The sequence below is a fragment of the Paracoccus sp. SCSIO 75233 genome (assembly GCF_027912675.1).
GTDB lineage: Bacteria > Pseudomonadota > Alphaproteobacteria > Rhodobacterales > Rhodobacteraceae > Paracoccus.
In genome coordinates this window covers 2400718-2415296 of sequence record NZ_CP115757.1, presented here as the reverse complement: position 1 = coordinate 2415296, position 14579 = coordinate 2400718, and the positions used below count along the sequence as shown (strand labels likewise).

General features: G+C 62.7%; 19 protein-coding genes. 7 read left to right on the top strand and 12 right to left on the bottom strand.

What is annotated here, in order from left to right; all coding sequences use genetic code 11:
• Positions 1-6 precede the first annotated feature (6 nt).
• The gene (aroA, locus tag PAF12_RS11780) at positions 7-1338 is read left to right on the top strand and encodes a 3-phosphoshikimate 1-carboxyvinyltransferase (RefSeq protein ID WP_271107133.1); all 1332 of its coding nucleotides are present in this window, start codon (positions 7-9) and stop codon (positions 1336-1338) included.
• Here aroA and PAF12_RS11775 read toward each other — a convergent pair.
• Positions 1335-1751 carry a VOC family protein gene (locus tag PAF12_RS11775; protein ID WP_271107132.1) on the bottom strand — a complete coding sequence of 139 codons (417 nt, stop codon included), beginning with the start codon at positions 1749-1751 and terminating at the stop codon, positions 1335-1337. The genes aroA and PAF12_RS11775 overlap by 4 nt on opposite strands.
• A 108-nt stretch (positions 1752-1859) precedes the next feature.
• Here PAF12_RS11775 and PAF12_RS11770 point away from each other — a divergent pair, with 108 nt between their 5' ends.
• On the top strand, positions 1860-2237 hold the full coding sequence (locus PAF12_RS11770) for an NADH:ubiquinone oxidoreductase subunit NDUFA12 (protein ID WP_271107131.1): 378 nt from the start codon (positions 1860-1862) through the stop codon (positions 2235-2237).
• 142 nt (positions 2238-2379) lie between these two features.
• The gene (locus PAF12_RS11765) at positions 2380-2724 is read left to right on the top strand and encodes a DUF2155 domain-containing protein (protein ID WP_271107130.1); all 345 of its coding nucleotides are present in this window, start codon (positions 2380-2382) and stop codon (positions 2722-2724) included.
• Here PAF12_RS11765 and aat read toward each other — a convergent pair.
• The 7 genes from aat to hisA form a co-directional block, all read right to left on the bottom strand.
• Positions 2688-3299, bottom strand: coding sequence for a leucyl/phenylalanyl-tRNA--protein transferase (gene aat / locus PAF12_RS11760; RefSeq protein ID WP_271109698.1), 612 nt, complete (start codon positions 3297-3299; stop codon positions 2688-2690). The genes PAF12_RS11765 and aat overlap by 37 nt on opposite strands.
• Positions 3300-3313: 14 nt before the next feature.
• Positions 3314-4663, bottom strand: a complete 1350-nt coding sequence (gene accC, locus PAF12_RS11755; RefSeq protein ID WP_271107128.1) for an acetyl-CoA carboxylase biotin carboxylase subunit — start codon at positions 4661-4663, stop codon at positions 3314-3316.
• A gap of 7 nt (positions 4664-4670) precedes the next feature.
• Complete coding sequence (gene accB, locus PAF12_RS11750) at positions 4671-5192, bottom strand: acetyl-CoA carboxylase biotin carboxyl carrier protein (protein ID WP_271107126.1); 522 nt, start codon at positions 5190-5192, stop codon at positions 4671-4673.
• A gap of 188 nt (positions 5193-5380) precedes the next feature.
• Positions 5381-5701: a phosphoribosyl-ATP diphosphatase gene (locus PAF12_RS11745; protein ID WP_271107125.1), complete on the bottom strand. Its 321-nt coding sequence runs from the start codon at positions 5699-5701 to the stop codon at positions 5381-5383.
• A complete protein-coding gene (hisF, locus tag PAF12_RS11740; protein ID WP_271107124.1) occupies positions 5698-6459 on the bottom strand; it encodes an imidazole glycerol phosphate synthase subunit HisF in 762 nt (253 codons plus the stop codon). Before hisF ends, PAF12_RS11745 begins: the two co-directional genes overlap by 4 nt.
• A 72-nt stretch (positions 6460-6531) precedes the next feature.
• Positions 6532-6789: a hypothetical protein gene (locus tag PAF12_RS11735; protein ID WP_271107122.1), complete on the bottom strand. Its 258-nt coding sequence runs from the start codon at positions 6787-6789 to the stop codon at positions 6532-6534.
• 28 nt (positions 6790-6817) lie between these two features.
• The gene (hisA, locus tag PAF12_RS11730) at positions 6818-7537 is read right to left on the bottom strand and encodes a 1-(5-phosphoribosyl)-5-[(5-phosphoribosylamino)methylideneamino]imidazole-4-carboxamide isomerase (protein WP_271107121.1); all 720 of its coding nucleotides are present in this window, start codon (positions 7535-7537) and stop codon (positions 6818-6820) included.
• 161 nt (positions 7538-7698) lie between these two features.
• Here hisA and PAF12_RS11725 point away from each other — a divergent pair, with 161 nt between their 5' ends.
• A complete protein-coding gene (locus PAF12_RS11725) occupies positions 7699-8085 on the top strand; it encodes a DUF2147 domain-containing protein (protein WP_271107120.1) in 387 nt (128 codons plus the stop codon).
• A 12-nt stretch (positions 8086-8097) separates the two neighbouring features.
• Here the strand turns inward: PAF12_RS11725 and hisH are convergent, their stop codons facing one another.
• Together hisH and hisB are read right to left on the bottom strand one after the other, a co-directional pair.
• Complete coding sequence (gene hisH, locus PAF12_RS11720) at positions 8098-8733, bottom strand: imidazole glycerol phosphate synthase subunit HisH (RefSeq protein WP_271107119.1); 636 nt, start codon at positions 8731-8733, stop codon at positions 8098-8100.
• Positions 8733-9320, bottom strand: a complete 588-nt coding sequence (hisB, locus tag PAF12_RS11715; RefSeq protein ID WP_271107118.1) for an imidazoleglycerol-phosphate dehydratase HisB — start codon at positions 9318-9320, stop codon at positions 8733-8735. Before hisB ends, hisH begins: the two co-directional genes overlap by 1 nt.
• A gap of 171 nt (positions 9321-9491) precedes the next feature.
• Between hisB and PAF12_RS11710 the strand changes: the two genes are divergently transcribed.
• The 3 genes from PAF12_RS11710 to zapA all read left to right on the top strand — a co-directional run bounded on the left by PAF12_RS11710 (position 9492) and on the right by zapA (position 12192).
• A complete protein-coding gene (locus PAF12_RS11710; RefSeq protein ID WP_271107116.1) occupies positions 9492-11270 on the top strand; it encodes a BCCT family transporter in 1779 nt (592 codons plus the stop codon).
• A gap of 99 nt (positions 11271-11369) precedes the next feature.
• Positions 11370-11840 (top strand): hypothetical protein, encoded by a 471-nt coding sequence (locus PAF12_RS11705; RefSeq protein ID WP_271107114.1) that lies wholly within the window; start codon positions 11370-11372, stop codon positions 11838-11840.
• Between the two features lie 4 nt (positions 11841-11844).
• Complete coding sequence (gene zapA / locus PAF12_RS11700) at positions 11845-12192, top strand: cell division protein ZapA (protein WP_271107113.1); 348 nt, start codon at positions 11845-11847, stop codon at positions 12190-12192.
• A gap of 108 nt (positions 12193-12300) precedes the next feature.
• On the opposite strand, the gene purF is transcribed toward zapA, so the two are convergent.
• Both purF and PAF12_RS11690 read right to left on the bottom strand, forming a co-directional pair.
• The gene (purF, locus tag PAF12_RS11695) at positions 12301-13788 is read right to left on the bottom strand and encodes an amidophosphoribosyltransferase (RefSeq protein ID WP_271107112.1); all 1488 of its coding nucleotides are present in this window, start codon (positions 13786-13788) and stop codon (positions 12301-12303) included.
• 125 nt (positions 13789-13913) lie between these two features.
• Positions 13914-14543, bottom strand: a complete 630-nt coding sequence (locus PAF12_RS11690; RefSeq protein WP_271107111.1) for a CvpA family protein — start codon at positions 14541-14543, stop codon at positions 13914-13916.
• Positions 14544-14579 lie beyond the last annotated feature (36 nt).

Below are 14579 nucleotides of genomic sequence, written 5' to 3'. Positions count from 1 at the left end.
GGTTTCATGTCCCACGGTCCCGCAACCCCGATGTCCTCGCGCCCCGGCAATCCGCTGAGCGGCGAGGCGATCATTCCCGGCGATAAATCCATCAGCCACCGGTCGCTGATCCTCGGCGCTCTGGCTGTGGGCCGCACCCATATCACCGGGCTGCTGGAGGGGCAGGACGTGCTGGACACGGCAAAGGCGATGCAGGCATTCGGCGCGACCGTCGAAAAGCTGGGGCCGGGTGAGTGGACCGTGGATGGTGTCGGCGTCGGCGGCTTTGCGGAACCTGCAGGCGTGATCGATTGCGGTAACTCCGGCACCGGCGTGCGGCTTATCATGGGGGCGATGGCGACGACGCCGATCACCGCGACCTTTACCGGCGACGAAAGCCTGTCCCGGCGTCCCATGCGGCGCATCACTGATCCGCTGTCGCAGTTCGGGGCAGAGATCGTTGCGCGCGAAGGCGGACTGCTGCCGGTGACCATTAAAGGTGCGGAAGACGCGACCCCGGTGACCTACCGCACGCCTGTCGCCTCGGCGCAGATCAAATCCGCGGTTCTGCTCGCCGGTCTGAACGCGCCCGGCCAGACCGTGGTGATCGAGGCAGAGGCGACGCGGGATCACTCCGAACGGATGCTTGCGGGTTTCGGCGCGACCATCACGACCGAGGTGACGGAGGAGGGGTGGGTCATCACCCTGACCGGCCAGCCCGAGCTGACCGCGCAGACGGTCGCCGTGCCGCGCGATCCGTCTTCGGCAGCCTTCCCTGTGGCGGCGGCTCTGATCGTGCCGGGATCTGATATCCGGGTGAACGGGATCAGCCGCAATCCGACGCGCGACGGGCTTTATGTGACTTTGGCAGAGATGGGTGCCGATCTGACATGGGAAAATGACCGTGAGGAGGGGGGTGAACCCGTGGCGGATCTGATCGTCCGGCACTCGTCCCTGAAAGCTGTCAGCGTCCCGGCAGAGCGCGCGGCCAGCATGATCGACGAATTCCCGATCCTGTCCGTGATCGCGGCGATGGCGGAGGGTGATACCGTCATGAACGGTGTGGCGGAACTGCGGGTCAAGGAATCCGACCGGATCGACGCAATGGCGAAGGGGCTCCGCGCAAACGGGGTCGAGGTGGACGAGACCCGCGACAGCATGACCGTTCATGGCAAGGGCCGCATTCCCGGTGGCGGGGCGGCTGTGGCGACGCATCTGGATCACCGGATTGCCATGTCGTTCCTGATAGCCGGGCTGGCGGCGGATGCGGAAATCCGCGTCGATGACGGCACCGCAATCGCGACATCCTTCCCCGATTTCGTGCCGCTGATGCGCAGGCTTGGGGCCGATCTGGGCTAGTCGGTCCCGATCTCCACACTATTGGCGGAGCGGGAAAGAACCCGCTCATCGCATTTCGCCTCGATATTATTTCCATCGGGGTCGAGCACGAAAGCGGCGTAATAGCCCGGGTGGTAATCGCGCAGCCCCGGTGCGCCGTTATCGCGCCCGCCATTCGCCAAAGCTGCGGCGTGAAAGCGCTGAACGACCTCGCGGCTTCTGGCCTGAAAACACAGGTGAACATGGCTGCATGCTTCGCCGGGGGCCGCTTCCTCGATGAACAATTCGTCGCACTCCATCCAGTCGCGACCGTTCAGGCGGCAATCCTCCCGACCGAGCGCGTCGAGGACCGCGCGATAAAACTCGCGCGAACGCTCATAATCCGCCACATGAAGGTGGATGTGGTCAATCAGCCTGCCAAGATGATAGCCCATGCGACACTCCTGCCTCCACAACGTATCACATTTTCTCGGGTTCCATCGGACTGGACCCTGACCACGCTTTGCGGCATAGACATGGCATGAACCGCAAAGGAGCGCCCCATGTGGATCGTTGACCGTATTCTGACCTGGTGGAGAGGACAGACCCTGAACACTCAGGTCTGGACCGCGCTTTACGGTGAAAAGGTTGGCGAGGACGATCAGGGCAATATCTATTATCAGTCGAATGGCGGTAAACGTCGCTGGGTGATTTACCACGGCGAGTCGGAGGCGAGCCGGGTGCCCGTCGAATGGCATGGCTGGTTGCATCACACCTATAAATCCCCGCCGACCGATGACCCGCTGCCGCGGCGTGAATGGGAACTGCCGCATCAGATGAACATGACCGGCACGCCGCAGGCCTATCGGCCGAAATCCTCGCTCTACCGTGCCGATCCGGCGGAGCGCAGCGATTACGACGCGTGGCAACCCGATCAGTAAACTCAGCGCCCGGTGACGGGGGCACGGTGACGGGAACGTGTTTTGCCCGACCCTGCCCGGTCTGCGAAGAATCCGGTACCGGCCAAGCCAAAGACCCGAGTTAAGCCAAATGATCAGAACGCTCCTTGTCGCTTTTGCCCTGATGTCGCCGCTTGCTGTGCAGACAGCGCAAGCGCAGGACGGGGTGCAGACATCGCGCGGAACCGGCGCGATCCTGCGTTCGCTGGACAAGGTGTCAAGCGCGCTGACCGATCTGGACCTTGCGCCGGGCGAATCCGCTGATATCGGCAGGCTGACGGTACGACTGGGGGAGTGCCGCTATCCCTCCGGCGATCCGAACTCCGACGCGTTCGCGCAGCTTGTGATCACAGACCGCAATACGCGCGCCACCCTGTTCGATGGTTGGATGATCGCGTCGTCGCCGGCGCTTTCCGCACTGGACGATGCGCGCTACGACGTCTGGGTGCTGGCCTGCAGAACGGCCTGAAGATCGGGCAGCGGACGAGCCTCGATATCCGCGCTGATGCGAATGGCCCGTGAGAGGCGGCGCCGGTAAGCCGCCCGTGAGATGGCCTTGCCACCCAGGGATTGCAGATGTTCGGTCGGGTATTGCGTATCGAACAGCGTAAAACCGCAGGCACTCAGATGCTCCGATATGATGATGAGTGCGGTTTTTGAGGCATTGGTCCGCCGCGAAAACATGCTTTCCCCGAAAAATGCACCGCCGATCGTGAGGCCGAAGATGCCACCGATCAACTCGTCACCCTCCCATATTTCCAGAGAATGGGCGTGACCGAGCTCGAAAAGCTCTTCGTAGAGTGAAAACAGGGTGGCATTGATCCATGTTTCTTCCCGTTCGGCGCAGTATTCGACAACCGAGACGAAGTCATGGTTCAGAGTGAAATGCCATGTACAGCGGCGCAAATGGCGGCGCATCGACCGCGAGACATGCACGCCGCCGACGGGCAAAATTCCACGCTGCTGCGGATCGAACCAGTGCAAAACCGGATCGCTTGCGGACACCGCCATGGGGAAAATGCCGTTTGCATAACCCCACAGCATTTGCCCGGCGCTTATCAGGCCGGGGTATTCGCCGCCAGCCACCGTTCCAGCCAATGGATCGAGTAATTGCCCGTCAGGATGTCGGGCTCCTGCAGAAGCGCGTCAAACAGCGGCATGGTCGTGTCGACACCGTCCACGATCAGTTCTGACAAGGCACGGCTCAGCCGCGCCAGCGCCTCGGGCCGGTCGCGCCCGTGAACGATCAGCTTGCCGATAAGGCTGTCGTAATAGGGCGGGATGACATAGCCGTCGAAAATCGCGCTGTCGATACGCACCCCAAGCCCGCCGGGGGCGTGAAACTGGGTAATCCTTCCGGGGCTGGGGCTGAAATTCGGCAGTTTCTCGGCATTGATCCTGACCTCAATGGCATGGCCGTTGATGGTCAGATCGTCCTGCGCCAGCTCCATTTCCTCGCCCGCGGCGACGCGGATCTGTTCGCGGACCAGGTCGACGCCGAATATCGCCTCGGTCACGGGATGCTCGACCTGCAAGCGGGTGTTCATCTCGATGAAATAGAACTCGCCGTCCTCATAAAGGAACTCGATGGTGCCCGCGCCGATATAGCCGAGCTTCTTCATCGCATCGGCGCAGATCGTCCCGATTCGCTGGCGTTCCTCTGGCGTGATCGAGGGGCCGGGGGCCTCCTCCAGCACCTTCTGATGCCGACGTTGCAGGGAACAATCCCGCTCGCCCAGATGAACGGCATTGCCCTTGCCGTCGCCGAAGACCTGAATTTCGATATGGCGCGGCTTCTGAAGATATTTCTCGATATAGACATCCGGGTTGCCGAATGCCGCCTTCGCCTCTGACCGGGCGGTGCGGAAGGCGACCTCAAGCCCGCTTTCGTCCTCCGCGACCTTCATGCCGCGACCGCCGCCGCCTGCGGTTGCCTTGATGATGACCGGATAGCCGATCTCGGCGGCGACGCGCTTGGCGTCCTCCACCTCGTTCACCCCGCCGTCAGAGCCGGGAACGACCGGGATGCCAAGCTCCTTAGCCGTGTCCTTGGCGGTGATCTTGTCGCCCATGATGCGGATATGCTCCGCCTTGGGGCCGATGAAGGTGATGCCATGATCTTCCAGCATCTGCGCGAAACCGGCGTTTTCCGACAGGAAACCATAGCCGGGATGGACCGCCTGCGCGCCGCTGATCTCGCATGCCGCGATGACCGCCGCCGGGTTCAGATAGGACTGCGCGGAGGAATTCGGCCCGATGCAGACCGATTCGTCGGCCATGCGGACATGCATGGCATTGGTGTCCGCCGTCGAATGCACCGCGACCGAGGGGATACCCATCTCGCGGCAGGCGCGGATCACCCGCAGCGCGATTTCGCCGCGATTGGCAATCAGGATCTTGTCAAACATCCCGGCCTCATTCCACGACCATCAGGGGCGCGCCGTATTCGACCGGGCTGCCGTCATCGACAAGGATACGCTTCACCGTGCCGGATTTGGGCGACGGAATATGGTTCATCGTCTTCATCGCCTCGACGATCAGCAGTGTTTCGCCCTCGCTGACCTTCTGCCCGATGGAGACGAACGGCGTCGCGCCCGGCTCAGCCGCAAGGTAAGCCGTCCCCACCATAGGCGAGGTCACGGCACCCGGCAGATCCGCCGGATCGTCGCTCGTGGCACCCGGCGTTGCGGTTGGCGTGGCCGGGGCGGCAGGGCCCTGCGGGGCGGCTGCGACAGGCGCAGCGGGGGCCGCCACGGCCTGCGGGGCCATCACCTGTTTTGCATATTTCGACAGGCTGACGGTCAGGCGGTCATTCTCGCCATATTCGCGCTTCACCGAAAGCTCGGAAAGGTCGTTGCTGTTGAGCAGCTCGGCCAGCGATTGAATGAAAGCAACGTCGCCTTCGTGCTGCTTGCCGGATTTGGCGTCTGCGGTCATGAGGATCCTCTGCCTTGTGAAATCCGCGTCTGACGCGCGGTCTTTAGTCTGGCGGCTTATATAGTTTTAACAATCACCAAGTGAAAGCAATTTGGCCACAAATCAAGGGAAAGCGCTACGCAATCGGGTGATTTTGGCGATTTCGCCGCAGGAGGCGGGATGTCACAGGCCGTTTTCCGCAAGTGTTTTCAACCGCGGCTAGCCTTTTCCTCAACGCCGGAACGCCCCTCCCGCCGGGACAGCTCCGTCGCGATATCGGCCAGTGAAAGCCCGCGCGCGGCGAGCATCACGGCCAGATGGTAGACTGCATCCGCAGCCTCCGCCCGCAGCTTCTCGCGGTCGCCTTTCACGGCCTCGATAATCGCCTCGACGGCTTCCTCGCCAAATTTTTCGGCACATTTTTCCGGGCCGCGAGCCAGCAGTTTTGCGGTCCAGCTTGCCTCCGCGTCACCGCCCTTGCGGGCTGCAATGGTGGCGTCCAGCCGCGCGAATGCGTCGTAATCGCTCATGTCAGCCTCACAGGGATACCGGCGGCGGCCATATGCGCCTTTGCCTCGCCAATGGTGTAGGTGCCGAAATGGAAGATCGATGCGGCCAGCACGGCGCTTGCCCCGCCCTTGGTCACGCCTTCCACCAAATGATCCAGCGTGCCGACCCCGCCCGATGCGATCACCGGAATATCCACGGCATCCGAGATCGCGCGTGTCAGGGACAGATTGAAACCCGATTTCGTTCCGTCCCGGTCCATTGAGGTCAGCAGGATTTCCCCCGCACCCTTGGCGGCGATCAGCCGCGCAAACTCGACAGCGTCGATGCCGGTTGGCCTGCGCCCGCCATGCGTGAATATCTGCCAGCTTCCATCTGCGACCGTCTTGGCATCGATGGCGCAAACGATGCATTGGCTGCCGAACCGATCCGCCGCCTCCGCAATCACATCCGGGTTCGCCACGGCGGCGGAGTTGAACGACACCTTGTCCGCCCCGGCCAACAGCAGCGCGCGCACATCCTCATGCGTCCGCACCCCGCCACCGACGGTCAGCGGCACGAAACATTGCTCCGCCGTGCGCGTCACGACGTCAAACATCGTTCCGCGATTTTCATGGGTGGCATGGATGTCGAGGAATGTGATCTCATCCGCGCCCGCGGCGTCATAGGCTTTCGCGGCTTCGACCGGGTCGCCCGCGTCGATGAGATCGACGAAATTGACACCCTTCACCACGCGACCATCGGCCACGTCCAGACAGGGTATGATACGCGTCTTGAGCAATGTCGGATTTCTCCTGAAAGCGCGGGATACATATTCCGAAACGCCGGAAAGCGCCAGAGGACGCGGCAGCCCCTATCGGTCGGGCCCGTTCAGGATCAGCGCGTGAAACAAGGCCGCTGCCGCCGCGCCGAACACGATTGCCCAGAACGGGTTACCGGTGGCAAGCTCCAGCACGGCCCAGCCAGCCGGTGCCACGACACAGGCGATGCGGACCCATTTCCTGCGGAAGAAGGGATGATTCGGATCGACGAGCATGGTGCCGTGATAGCTGTCCTGAGTTGTGCAGGGAAGGGGGCGCTGCCCCCTCGCCACCCTGTCGGGCTGGCTCACCCCCGGGATACTTGAGCCGGGTGAAGGGCTATTGTCTGAGCGCCGCAAGTGCGGTTGTGAGGTCGAGCGCGCCGTCATAAAGGGCGCGGCCCGAGATGGCTCCGGCAATGACGCCGGTGTCGCGCAGCCGGATCAGGTCGTCCATCGACGAGACCCCGCCCGAAGCGATGACCGGGATCGAGACGGCACGGGCCAGTGCCTCCGTCGCCTCGGTATTCGGGCCGCCCATTGCGCCGTCACGGTCGATGTCGGTGTAGATGATCGCGGCGACCCCGGCATCTTCGAAGCTGCGGGCGAGGTCGGTGGCCTCAACCCCGGTTTCCTCGGCCCAGCCCTTTGTGGCGACGAGGCCCTTGCGGGCGTCTATGCCGACCGCGACCTGACCCGGAAAGGCTGTACCAGCCTGCCGCACCAGATCGGGGTTCTCGACCGCGACCGTGCCGAGGATGACGCGTTTCAGCCCTTTCGACAGCCACATCTCGATGGTGGCCATATCGCGAATGCCGCCGCCAAGCTGGGCAGGTATGTCGGTGGCAGCCAGAATTGCCTCGACCGCTGCGGCATTCACCGGCTGCCCTGCGAAAGCACCGTTCAGATCGACCAGATGCAGCCACTCCGCCCCGGCATCCTGAAATGCCTTCGCCTGCGCCGCCGGATCGGTGCCGAACACGGTCGCGGCTTCCATATCGCCGCGCAGCAGCCGGACGCAGTTACCGTCTTTCAGATCGATTGCGGGATAAAGGATCATAGCGCGCTCCGGTATTGTCCGGGCGGGCTTTGCCACAGTCATACGGCGTTCACAAGCGCCGGGGGATGCTGCGTCAGCCAGATGGCGGACCCGACGTCAGCCTTGCCTGACGCGGCGTTCTGTTTTCTGATCTCTGTCAGGATGATCTCAGGGAGGAGACCATGAAGACACTCGCCATCGCCGCCGCATTCGGCCTTTTCGCAACCGCCGCTGCTGCCGATCCGATTGAAGGGCTGTGGCAGACCCAGCCGGATGAGGGAGCTTTCGCCTATGTCCAGATCGGCCCGTGTGGCGGGGCCTATTGCGGCACCATCACCCGGACCTTCCGCAATGGCGGCGAGGAATTTCAGTCGCCCAATATCGGCAAGCAGATCGTGATGAACATGGCCCCGCAGGGCGGCGGTAACTATCGCGGCAAGGTGCTGCGCCCCGCAGATGGCAAGATCTATAACGGCAAGGCGACGGTCAGCGGCAGTTCCATGAGCCTCGCAGGCTGCGTGGCAGGCGGGCTGATCTGCAAAAGCCAGAACTGGGCAAAACTGAACTGACGGCGGCGGCGTTTACGGCCGCCAGCTCAGGAAATTCGCGATGATGCGCAGCCCGACCGCCTGAGATTTCTCCGGGTGGAACTGGGTGCCGATGATATTGTCGCGCCCGACAACGGCTGTGACCGGCCCGCCATAATCCACATCGGCCAGCAGATGCGACTGATCCGCTGTGTGGAATTGCCAGCCATGAACGAAATAAGCGTGATCGCCGTCGCGTACGCCGCCCAGAACCGGATGCGTGCCGCGCAGCTGCAGGTCGTTCCAGCCCATATGAGGGACTTTCAGGGAGGCGTCGGCGGGGCGGATCGCCTCGATCTCGCCCCCGATCCAGCCCAGCCCGGCGGTTTCGCGATATTCATGCCCCAGATCGGCCAGCATCTGCATGCCGACACAGATCCCCATGAACGGCACCGCCCGCCGGATGACGGCGTCCTCCAAGGCCTCCACCATCCCCGGCACCGCATCGAGCGCCGCCTTGCAGGCCGGAAACGCCCCGTCCCCGGGCAGCACGATCCGGTCGGCGCGGGCCACGATGTCGGGATCGGAGGTCACCACGACCTCCACCCCCGTCTCGCGTCCCATCAGGGCGAAGGCCTTCTCCGCCGAATGCAGATTGCCGCTGTCGTAATCGACAAGCGCGACCTGCATCACAAAGCGCCCTTGGTGGATGGCAGCGCATCGCCCATCCGCGGATCGGGCTCGACCGCTTCGCGCAAGGCGCGGGCGACGGCCTTGAAGCTCGCCTCGGCAATATGGTGGCTGTTGATGCCGTGCAGCGCGTCGACATGCAGGGTGATGCCACCGTGGGTCGACAGCGCCTGAAAGAACTCCCGCACAAGCTCCGTGTCGAAACTGCCGATCTTCGCGGTCGGAAAATCCACGTTCCACACCAGATAAGGCCGCGCCGACAGATCGAGCGCCGCGCGCACCAGCGCGTCATCCATCGCCAGCAGGAACGACCCGTAACGGCGAATGCCCTTCTTGTCGCCGAGCGCCTGCACCAGGGCCTGCCCGAGCGCAATGCCGGTATCCTCGACCGTGTGGTGATCGTCGACATGCAGATCGCCCTGCACAGTCACGCGCAAATCGATCAGCGAATGGCGGGAAAGCTGGTCCAGCATGTGATCGAAGAACCCGACCCCGGTCTGGTTGTGATACACCCCGGTGCCGTCCAGATTGACCTCAAGCTCGATCTGCGTTTCCGCCGTGTTGCGGATAATTTTCGCCTGCCGCATGCGCCTGACCTTTCACAATATTCGCCGCCTTATACGTCGCGTGGCATGGAACCCCAATCCCATGCCCATGCGTTTGAGGGGCCCGGGGTGGCCAAACTCGCGCGTTTGTGACATAAGCGCCACCCTTCGCGCGCTCGAAAGAGTAACAGGAACAGAGCTGAAAGGAAGTTTATGTCTGATCCCAACGATCCGCAGCAGCGGACGGCGGTTGATCCCCATAAAAATCAGCCGGGCCATCCCGGTGATCCCGCCTATGAAGAACCGATCCTCGATGGTCGCTATGACGATGCCGTGGAGGAGGAGCCGATTCCGACCCCCGAAGGCCCGACCGAGGTGATCGAGACGGATTACGAAATCGGCCAGGATAACCTCAATCACGAATTCAAGCTGGAATTCGATATTCACAAGCCTGTTTTCACCATTTCCGCGCTGGCCATTCTGGTTGTCACCTTCGCCTCGCTGATCTTCCAGCAGCAACTCGACCCGTTTTTCGCGGGAATGCGTGACTGGCTGACCAGTAATCTGGCGTGGTTCTTCATCCTTTCGGGCAATATCTTCGTGCTGCTCTGCATCGGGTTGATCATCTCTCCGCTCGGCAGTGTCCGCCTCGGCGGGCCGGAGGCGACGCCGGATTTCACCCTGACCGGCTGGTTCGCGATGCTTTTCGCCGCCGGTATGGGCATCGGGCTGATGTTTTACGGCGTCTCCGAACCGATGAGCCATTTCAACAGCTCGCTCGCCGGTCCGGTGGTCGAGAATGGCGTGCGGACCGACTGGGCCCCGCTGGCAGGCGCCGCCGGGGATGAGATCGGTGCGCGCAGGCTCGGCATGGCGGCGACGATCTATCACTGGGGTCTGCACCCCTGGGCGATCTATGCGGTTGTCGCGCTGGCACTGGCGCTGTTCTCGTTCAACAAGGGGCTGCCGCTGACCATGCGTTCGGTGTTCTACCCGATCTTGGGGGAACGGATCTGGGGCTGGCCGGGCCATATCATCGACATCCTCGCCGTCTTTGCGACCATCTTCGGTCTGGCAACGTCGCTTGGCTTCGGTGCGCAACAGGCGACGGCGGGTCTCGACTTCCTGTTCGGTATCCCGGCGAACAATACCAGCATGGTGCTGCTGATCGTGGCGATCTCTGCGGTCGCGACCTTCTCGGTCATCGCGGGCGTCGACAAGGGTGTGAAACGCCTGTCGGAGATCAATATGGTGCTGGCCTTCCTGCTGCTGCTGTTCGTGATCTTTGTCGGGCCGACAATGGCGATCGTCACCGGCTTCTTCGCCAATCTGAAAGCCTACGCGCAGGAGATCATCCCGCTGTCGAACCCGTTCGGGCGCGATGACGATAATTTCCGCCACGGCTGGACGGCGTTCTACTGGGCGTGGTGGATCAGCTGGTCACCGTTCGTCGGCATGTTCATCGCACGCGTCTCGCGCGGCCGGACGGTGCGGCAGTTCCTGACGGCGGTGCTGCTGGTGCCCGCGATCATCTCCGTGCTGTGGATGACCACCTTCGGCGGCACGGCGATCACCATGACGCTGAACGGCTTCACCGGCATCACCGATGCGGCACTTGAGCTGAAACTGTTCCAGATGCTGTCTCAGCTTCCGCTGACCCAGATCACCAGCTTCATCGGGATCGTGCTGGTGGTGGTGTTCTTCATCACCTCCTCCGATTCCGGCTCGCTGGTGATCGACACCATCGCGGCAGGCGGCAAGGTCAACTCGCCAGTGCCGCAGCGCGTCTTCTGGTGCACGGTCGAGGGCCTCGTGGCCATCGCCCTGCTGCTCGCCGGGGGGCTTGGCGCACTTCAGGCGATGGCGGTCTCGACCGGATTTCCGTTCACCATCGTGCTTCTCGGGGCCTGTTGGGCCATCGTGAAGGGCCTGATGGGCGAGCGGCGTGAGGTCGGCGACTCCGACGAGCAGGGTCATAACGCCACGGCATAGGCCGGAGATAGCCGGACGGGCGGGCACAGGCTCGCCCGTCCTTGTTTTTTGTAGTCATTTCTGTACAAGATTGTCAGTATTTTGACGGCAGGACTGCTCATGACCAGCTTCGCTGACAGCGAAAAGCGCCTGAGAGAAGCGCTTAACCGCATTGAAAAGGCGCTTGGCGTTCAACCTGCGCAATTTGCTGGTCTGAGCCATGATTCTGCGGGCGACCAGATCGCGGAGCTATCGGCGGAAATTGAGGCGTTGCGTCTCGAAAACACCGCCCTGAAGCAGCGTCTGGCCGAGGCGGATCAGGAAAAGCAGGACCTGTTGCGAAGCTCCGAAAAACTGGCGGAGGAGAATGCGCGGCTGGTCGAAGGGCAGGGCGACGCGCAGGAAGCGCTTCGGGCGGAGCTTGAGGCGGTCAAGGCCGCGCGCGACTCCGAGGTCGCTGCGCTCGACGAAATCATGACCGGACTTGAGGCGCTTATCGCCCGCGCGCCGAGGGCATCCGACGCTCCCTTCGCCGAAGACGTCGCGCCCGCGCCGGGTGACGTGCTGTCCTTCGACAAGGGCGAGGGCTGAAACAATGGATGTCACCTTCACGATTGGCCATAAAGAATACACAGTGCAGGCGCAGGACGGTGAAGAACGCCTGCTGCGCCGCGCCGCCGGTCTGCTGAATGAGGAAGCCGAAAAAATCGTGGAGCAGGCGGGCCGTATGCCGGAGCCGCGGCTGCTGTTGCTGGCGGGTCTGATGCTGGCTGACCGCCTGTCCTCGATGGAAGACCGGGCGCTCGCGGCGGAGCGTGACATAAACCGCGCCAAAAGCGCCGGCGGTACGGCATCTGACGTTCTCGATTCGGTCTCGGAACTTGCTGACCGGGCCGAAGCCTTGGCCGACAAGGCTGAGCAACGGAAGCCATCCGAAACCTGACCGCAGAAAAACGGGCGTAACCGTATGATGTCCGCTTCGCGGAGGATATTTAAGCCAGCGTGAATTTCATCCTGGTAAAAATATCCCCGCCGGAGGCAGGGTCGTGGCTTATTCTGCCGCGTGGCTTGTCGTGCTTTCGGAGCCGTCTTTCATCTGGAACCCACGCTCCAGCTGATCGAACGGTGCGACCGGATAGTCGCCGGAGAAACAGGCGTCGCAATATTGCGGGCAGGCGGCATTGCGCCCCGCAGCCTCTCCCGCAGCGCGATACAGCCCGTCGAGCGACACAAAGGTCAGGCTGTCGACGCCGATCCATTCACGCATCTTCTCGGGCGTCATCTGCGCGGCGAGCAGTTTTTCCCGCTCCGGCGTGTCGACGCCGTAGAAACACGGCCAGGCTGTGGGGGGGGAGGCGATGCGGAAATGCACCTCCTTCGCACCGGCATCGATGATCATGTCCTTGATTTTGCGGCTGGTGGTGCCGCGCACGACCGAATCGTCGACCAGCACCACGCGTTTCCCCGCAATCAGTGAGCGGTTCACGTTCAGCTTCAGCCGCACCCCCATATTGCGGATCTGATCTGTCGGCTCGATGAAGGTCCGGCCCATATACTGGTTCCGGATAATTCCCATCCCATAGGGAATGCCCGATTCCTGCGCAAAACCGATGGCCGCGGGCGTTCCCGAATCGGGCACCGGGCAGACCAGATCCGCCTCCACCGGCGCTTCGCGGGCCAGTTCCACCCCGATCTGGCGGCGGGTTTCATAGACCGAGCGGCCGCCGATGATCGAATCGGGCCGCGAGAAATACACATGCTCGAAGATGCAGAACCGCGAATTGCTGGGCGCAAAGGGGCGGAAACTCTCGATATTGCCCTTGGAGATCACCACCATTTCGCCCGGTTCCACCTCGCGAAGGAACTCCGCGCCGATAATGTCCAGACCGCAGGTTTCGGATGACAGCGCGAAACCGTCATCCCCCAGCTTGCCGATGACCAGCGGCCGCACACCCAGCGGATCGCGCACCCCGATCAGCTTCGTCCGGGTCATGGCGATCACCGAAAACGCCCCCTCGACCCGGCGCAGCGCGTCCTTCATCCGTTCAGGGATATTGCGTTGCAGCGAGCGCGCCATCAGATGAATGATGCACTCGGAATCGCTGCTGGACTGAAAGATGGAGCCCCGCTCGATCAGCTCGCGGCGCAGCGCGCTGGCGTTGGTGATGTTGCCGTTATGGGCGACCGCGCAGCCGCCCATGCTGAACTCGCCGAAAAAGGGCTGCACATCGCGGATATGGGCGGCCTTGGACCCGGCGGTCGAGTAACGCACATGCCCGATGGCCAGCGGCCCCGGCAGCGTCTCCATCAGCGATTGCTTGGTGAAGTTATCGCGCACATAGCCGAATCGATGGGCAGAGTTGAAGCCGCGCTCGGCGTCGTGGCTGATGATGCCGCCCGCTTCCTGCCCCCGGTGCTGCAAGGCATGCAGCCCGAGTGCGACGAAATTCGCCGCCTCCGCGACCCCGATCACACCGAAAACGCCGCATTCCTCGTGCAGCCTGTCATCATCGAACGGATCGGCGAAGAAAGCTTTCATGACATGCGCACCTGAATCGTCTGGGGTCGGGCGGTACATATGATCTCGTTAACAAAGAGTCACGCCCCGCCGGGCAGGCGGGGCGCTTTTTCGTAACATGAATGCGACAGCTTGTCAGGCGTCTATCAGTTCGCCGGCGTCGCTTCGCTGGCCCCGCTGGCCCCGCTGGCCGGTGTGGTGGCCTCTGCCGGGGTAATCCCGTCGCCGATGCAGCCCGCGACCAGTTGATTGTAACGGTTTGTGATCCAGCCCGGCGCATCCTGCGGGATTTCCTGATCCAGCGTGCCGGTCATCCGTTCCAGCACCTTGGCCGAGCGGGAGTTATCCACCATCGGCACCGTGCCCGAGGTCATCACCCGGTCATAAACGATGAAGGCAATCGCAACCAGCAGGATGCCGCGCGCCACGCCGAACAGGAACCCCATGCCCTGATCCACCCCGCCAAGCGCGGAGCGTTGCACGACCGATGAAAACAGCGGCGTCAGGATGGAGAACAGCACCAGCGCCAGCGCGAAGACCACGGCAAAAGCGACGATCGTTGCAAGCTCGCAGCTGTCGCCCAGAAACTGGTTTAGCACCGGGATCTGTGCGATGATCGGTCGCATCGCCCCGGCGAAGATGAAGGCCAGCACAGCCGCCGCGATCCAGCCCAGAATAGACAGCGATTCGCGCACGAAGCCCCGCGCATAGGCGAGGATCGCCGACAATATGATGACAGCAGCAACGATGCCGTCGATGAGGGTAAAGCCGTCCATATAGCCACCTTTTCGCGGCGATTGAGGCCGCTCTGT

Excerpts from the sequence above, each read along its gene's own strand:
- aroA (WP_271107133.1), top strand. The coding sequence starts at position 7 with ATGTCCCACGGTCCCGCAACCCCGATGTCCTCGCGCCCCGGCAATCCG.
- PAF12_RS11775 (WP_271107132.1), bottom strand. The coding sequence starts at position 1,751 with ATGGGCTATCATCTTGGCAGGCTGATTGACCACATCCACCTTCATGTG.
- PAF12_RS11770 (WP_271107131.1), top strand. The coding sequence starts at position 1,860 with ATGTGGATCGTTGACCGTATTCTGACCTGGTGGAGAGGACAGACCCTG.
- PAF12_RS11765 (WP_271107130.1), top strand. The coding sequence starts at position 2,380 with ATGTCGCCGCTTGCTGTGCAGACAGCGCAAGCGCAGGACGGGGTGCAG.
- aat (WP_271109698.1), bottom strand. The coding sequence starts at position 3,299 with ATGCTGTGGGGTTATGCAAACGGCATTTTCCCCATGGCGGTGTCCGCA.
- accC (WP_271107128.1), bottom strand. The coding sequence starts at position 4,663 with ATGTTTGACAAGATCCTGATTGCCAATCGCGGCGAAATCGCGCTGCGG.
- accB (WP_271107126.1), bottom strand. The coding sequence starts at position 5,192 with ATGACCGCAGACGCCAAATCCGGCAAGCAGCACGAAGGCGACGTTGCT.
- PAF12_RS11745 (WP_271107125.1), bottom strand. The coding sequence starts at position 5,701 with ATGAGCGATTACGACGCATTCGCGCGGCTGGACGCCACCATTGCAGCC.
- hisA (WP_271107121.1), bottom strand. The coding sequence starts at position 7,537 with ATGATCCTTTATCCCGCAATCGATCTGAAAGACGGTAACTGCGTCCGG.
- PAF12_RS11725 (WP_271107120.1), top strand. The coding sequence starts at position 7,699 with ATGAAGACACTCGCCATCGCCGCCGCATTCGGCCTTTTCGCAACCGCC.
- hisH (WP_271107119.1), bottom strand. The coding sequence starts at position 8,733 with ATGCAGGTCGCGCTTGTCGATTACGACAGCGGCAATCTGCATTCGGCG.
- hisB (WP_271107118.1), bottom strand. The coding sequence starts at position 9,320 with ATGCGGCAGGCGAAAATTATCCGCAACACGGCGGAAACGCAGATCGAG.
- PAF12_RS11710 (WP_271107116.1), top strand. The coding sequence starts at position 9,492 with ATGTCTGATCCCAACGATCCGCAGCAGCGGACGGCGGTTGATCCCCAT.
- PAF12_RS11705 (WP_271107114.1), top strand. The coding sequence starts at position 11,370 with ATGACCAGCTTCGCTGACAGCGAAAAGCGCCTGAGAGAAGCGCTTAAC.
- zapA (WP_271107113.1), top strand. The coding sequence starts at position 11,845 with ATGGATGTCACCTTCACGATTGGCCATAAAGAATACACAGTGCAGGCG.
- purF (WP_271107112.1), bottom strand. The coding sequence starts at position 13,788 with ATGAAAGCTTTCTTCGCCGATCCGTTCGATGATGACAGGCTGCACGAG.
- PAF12_RS11690 (WP_271107111.1), bottom strand. The coding sequence starts at position 14,543 with ATGGACGGCTTTACCCTCATCGACGGCATCGTTGCTGCTGTCATCATA.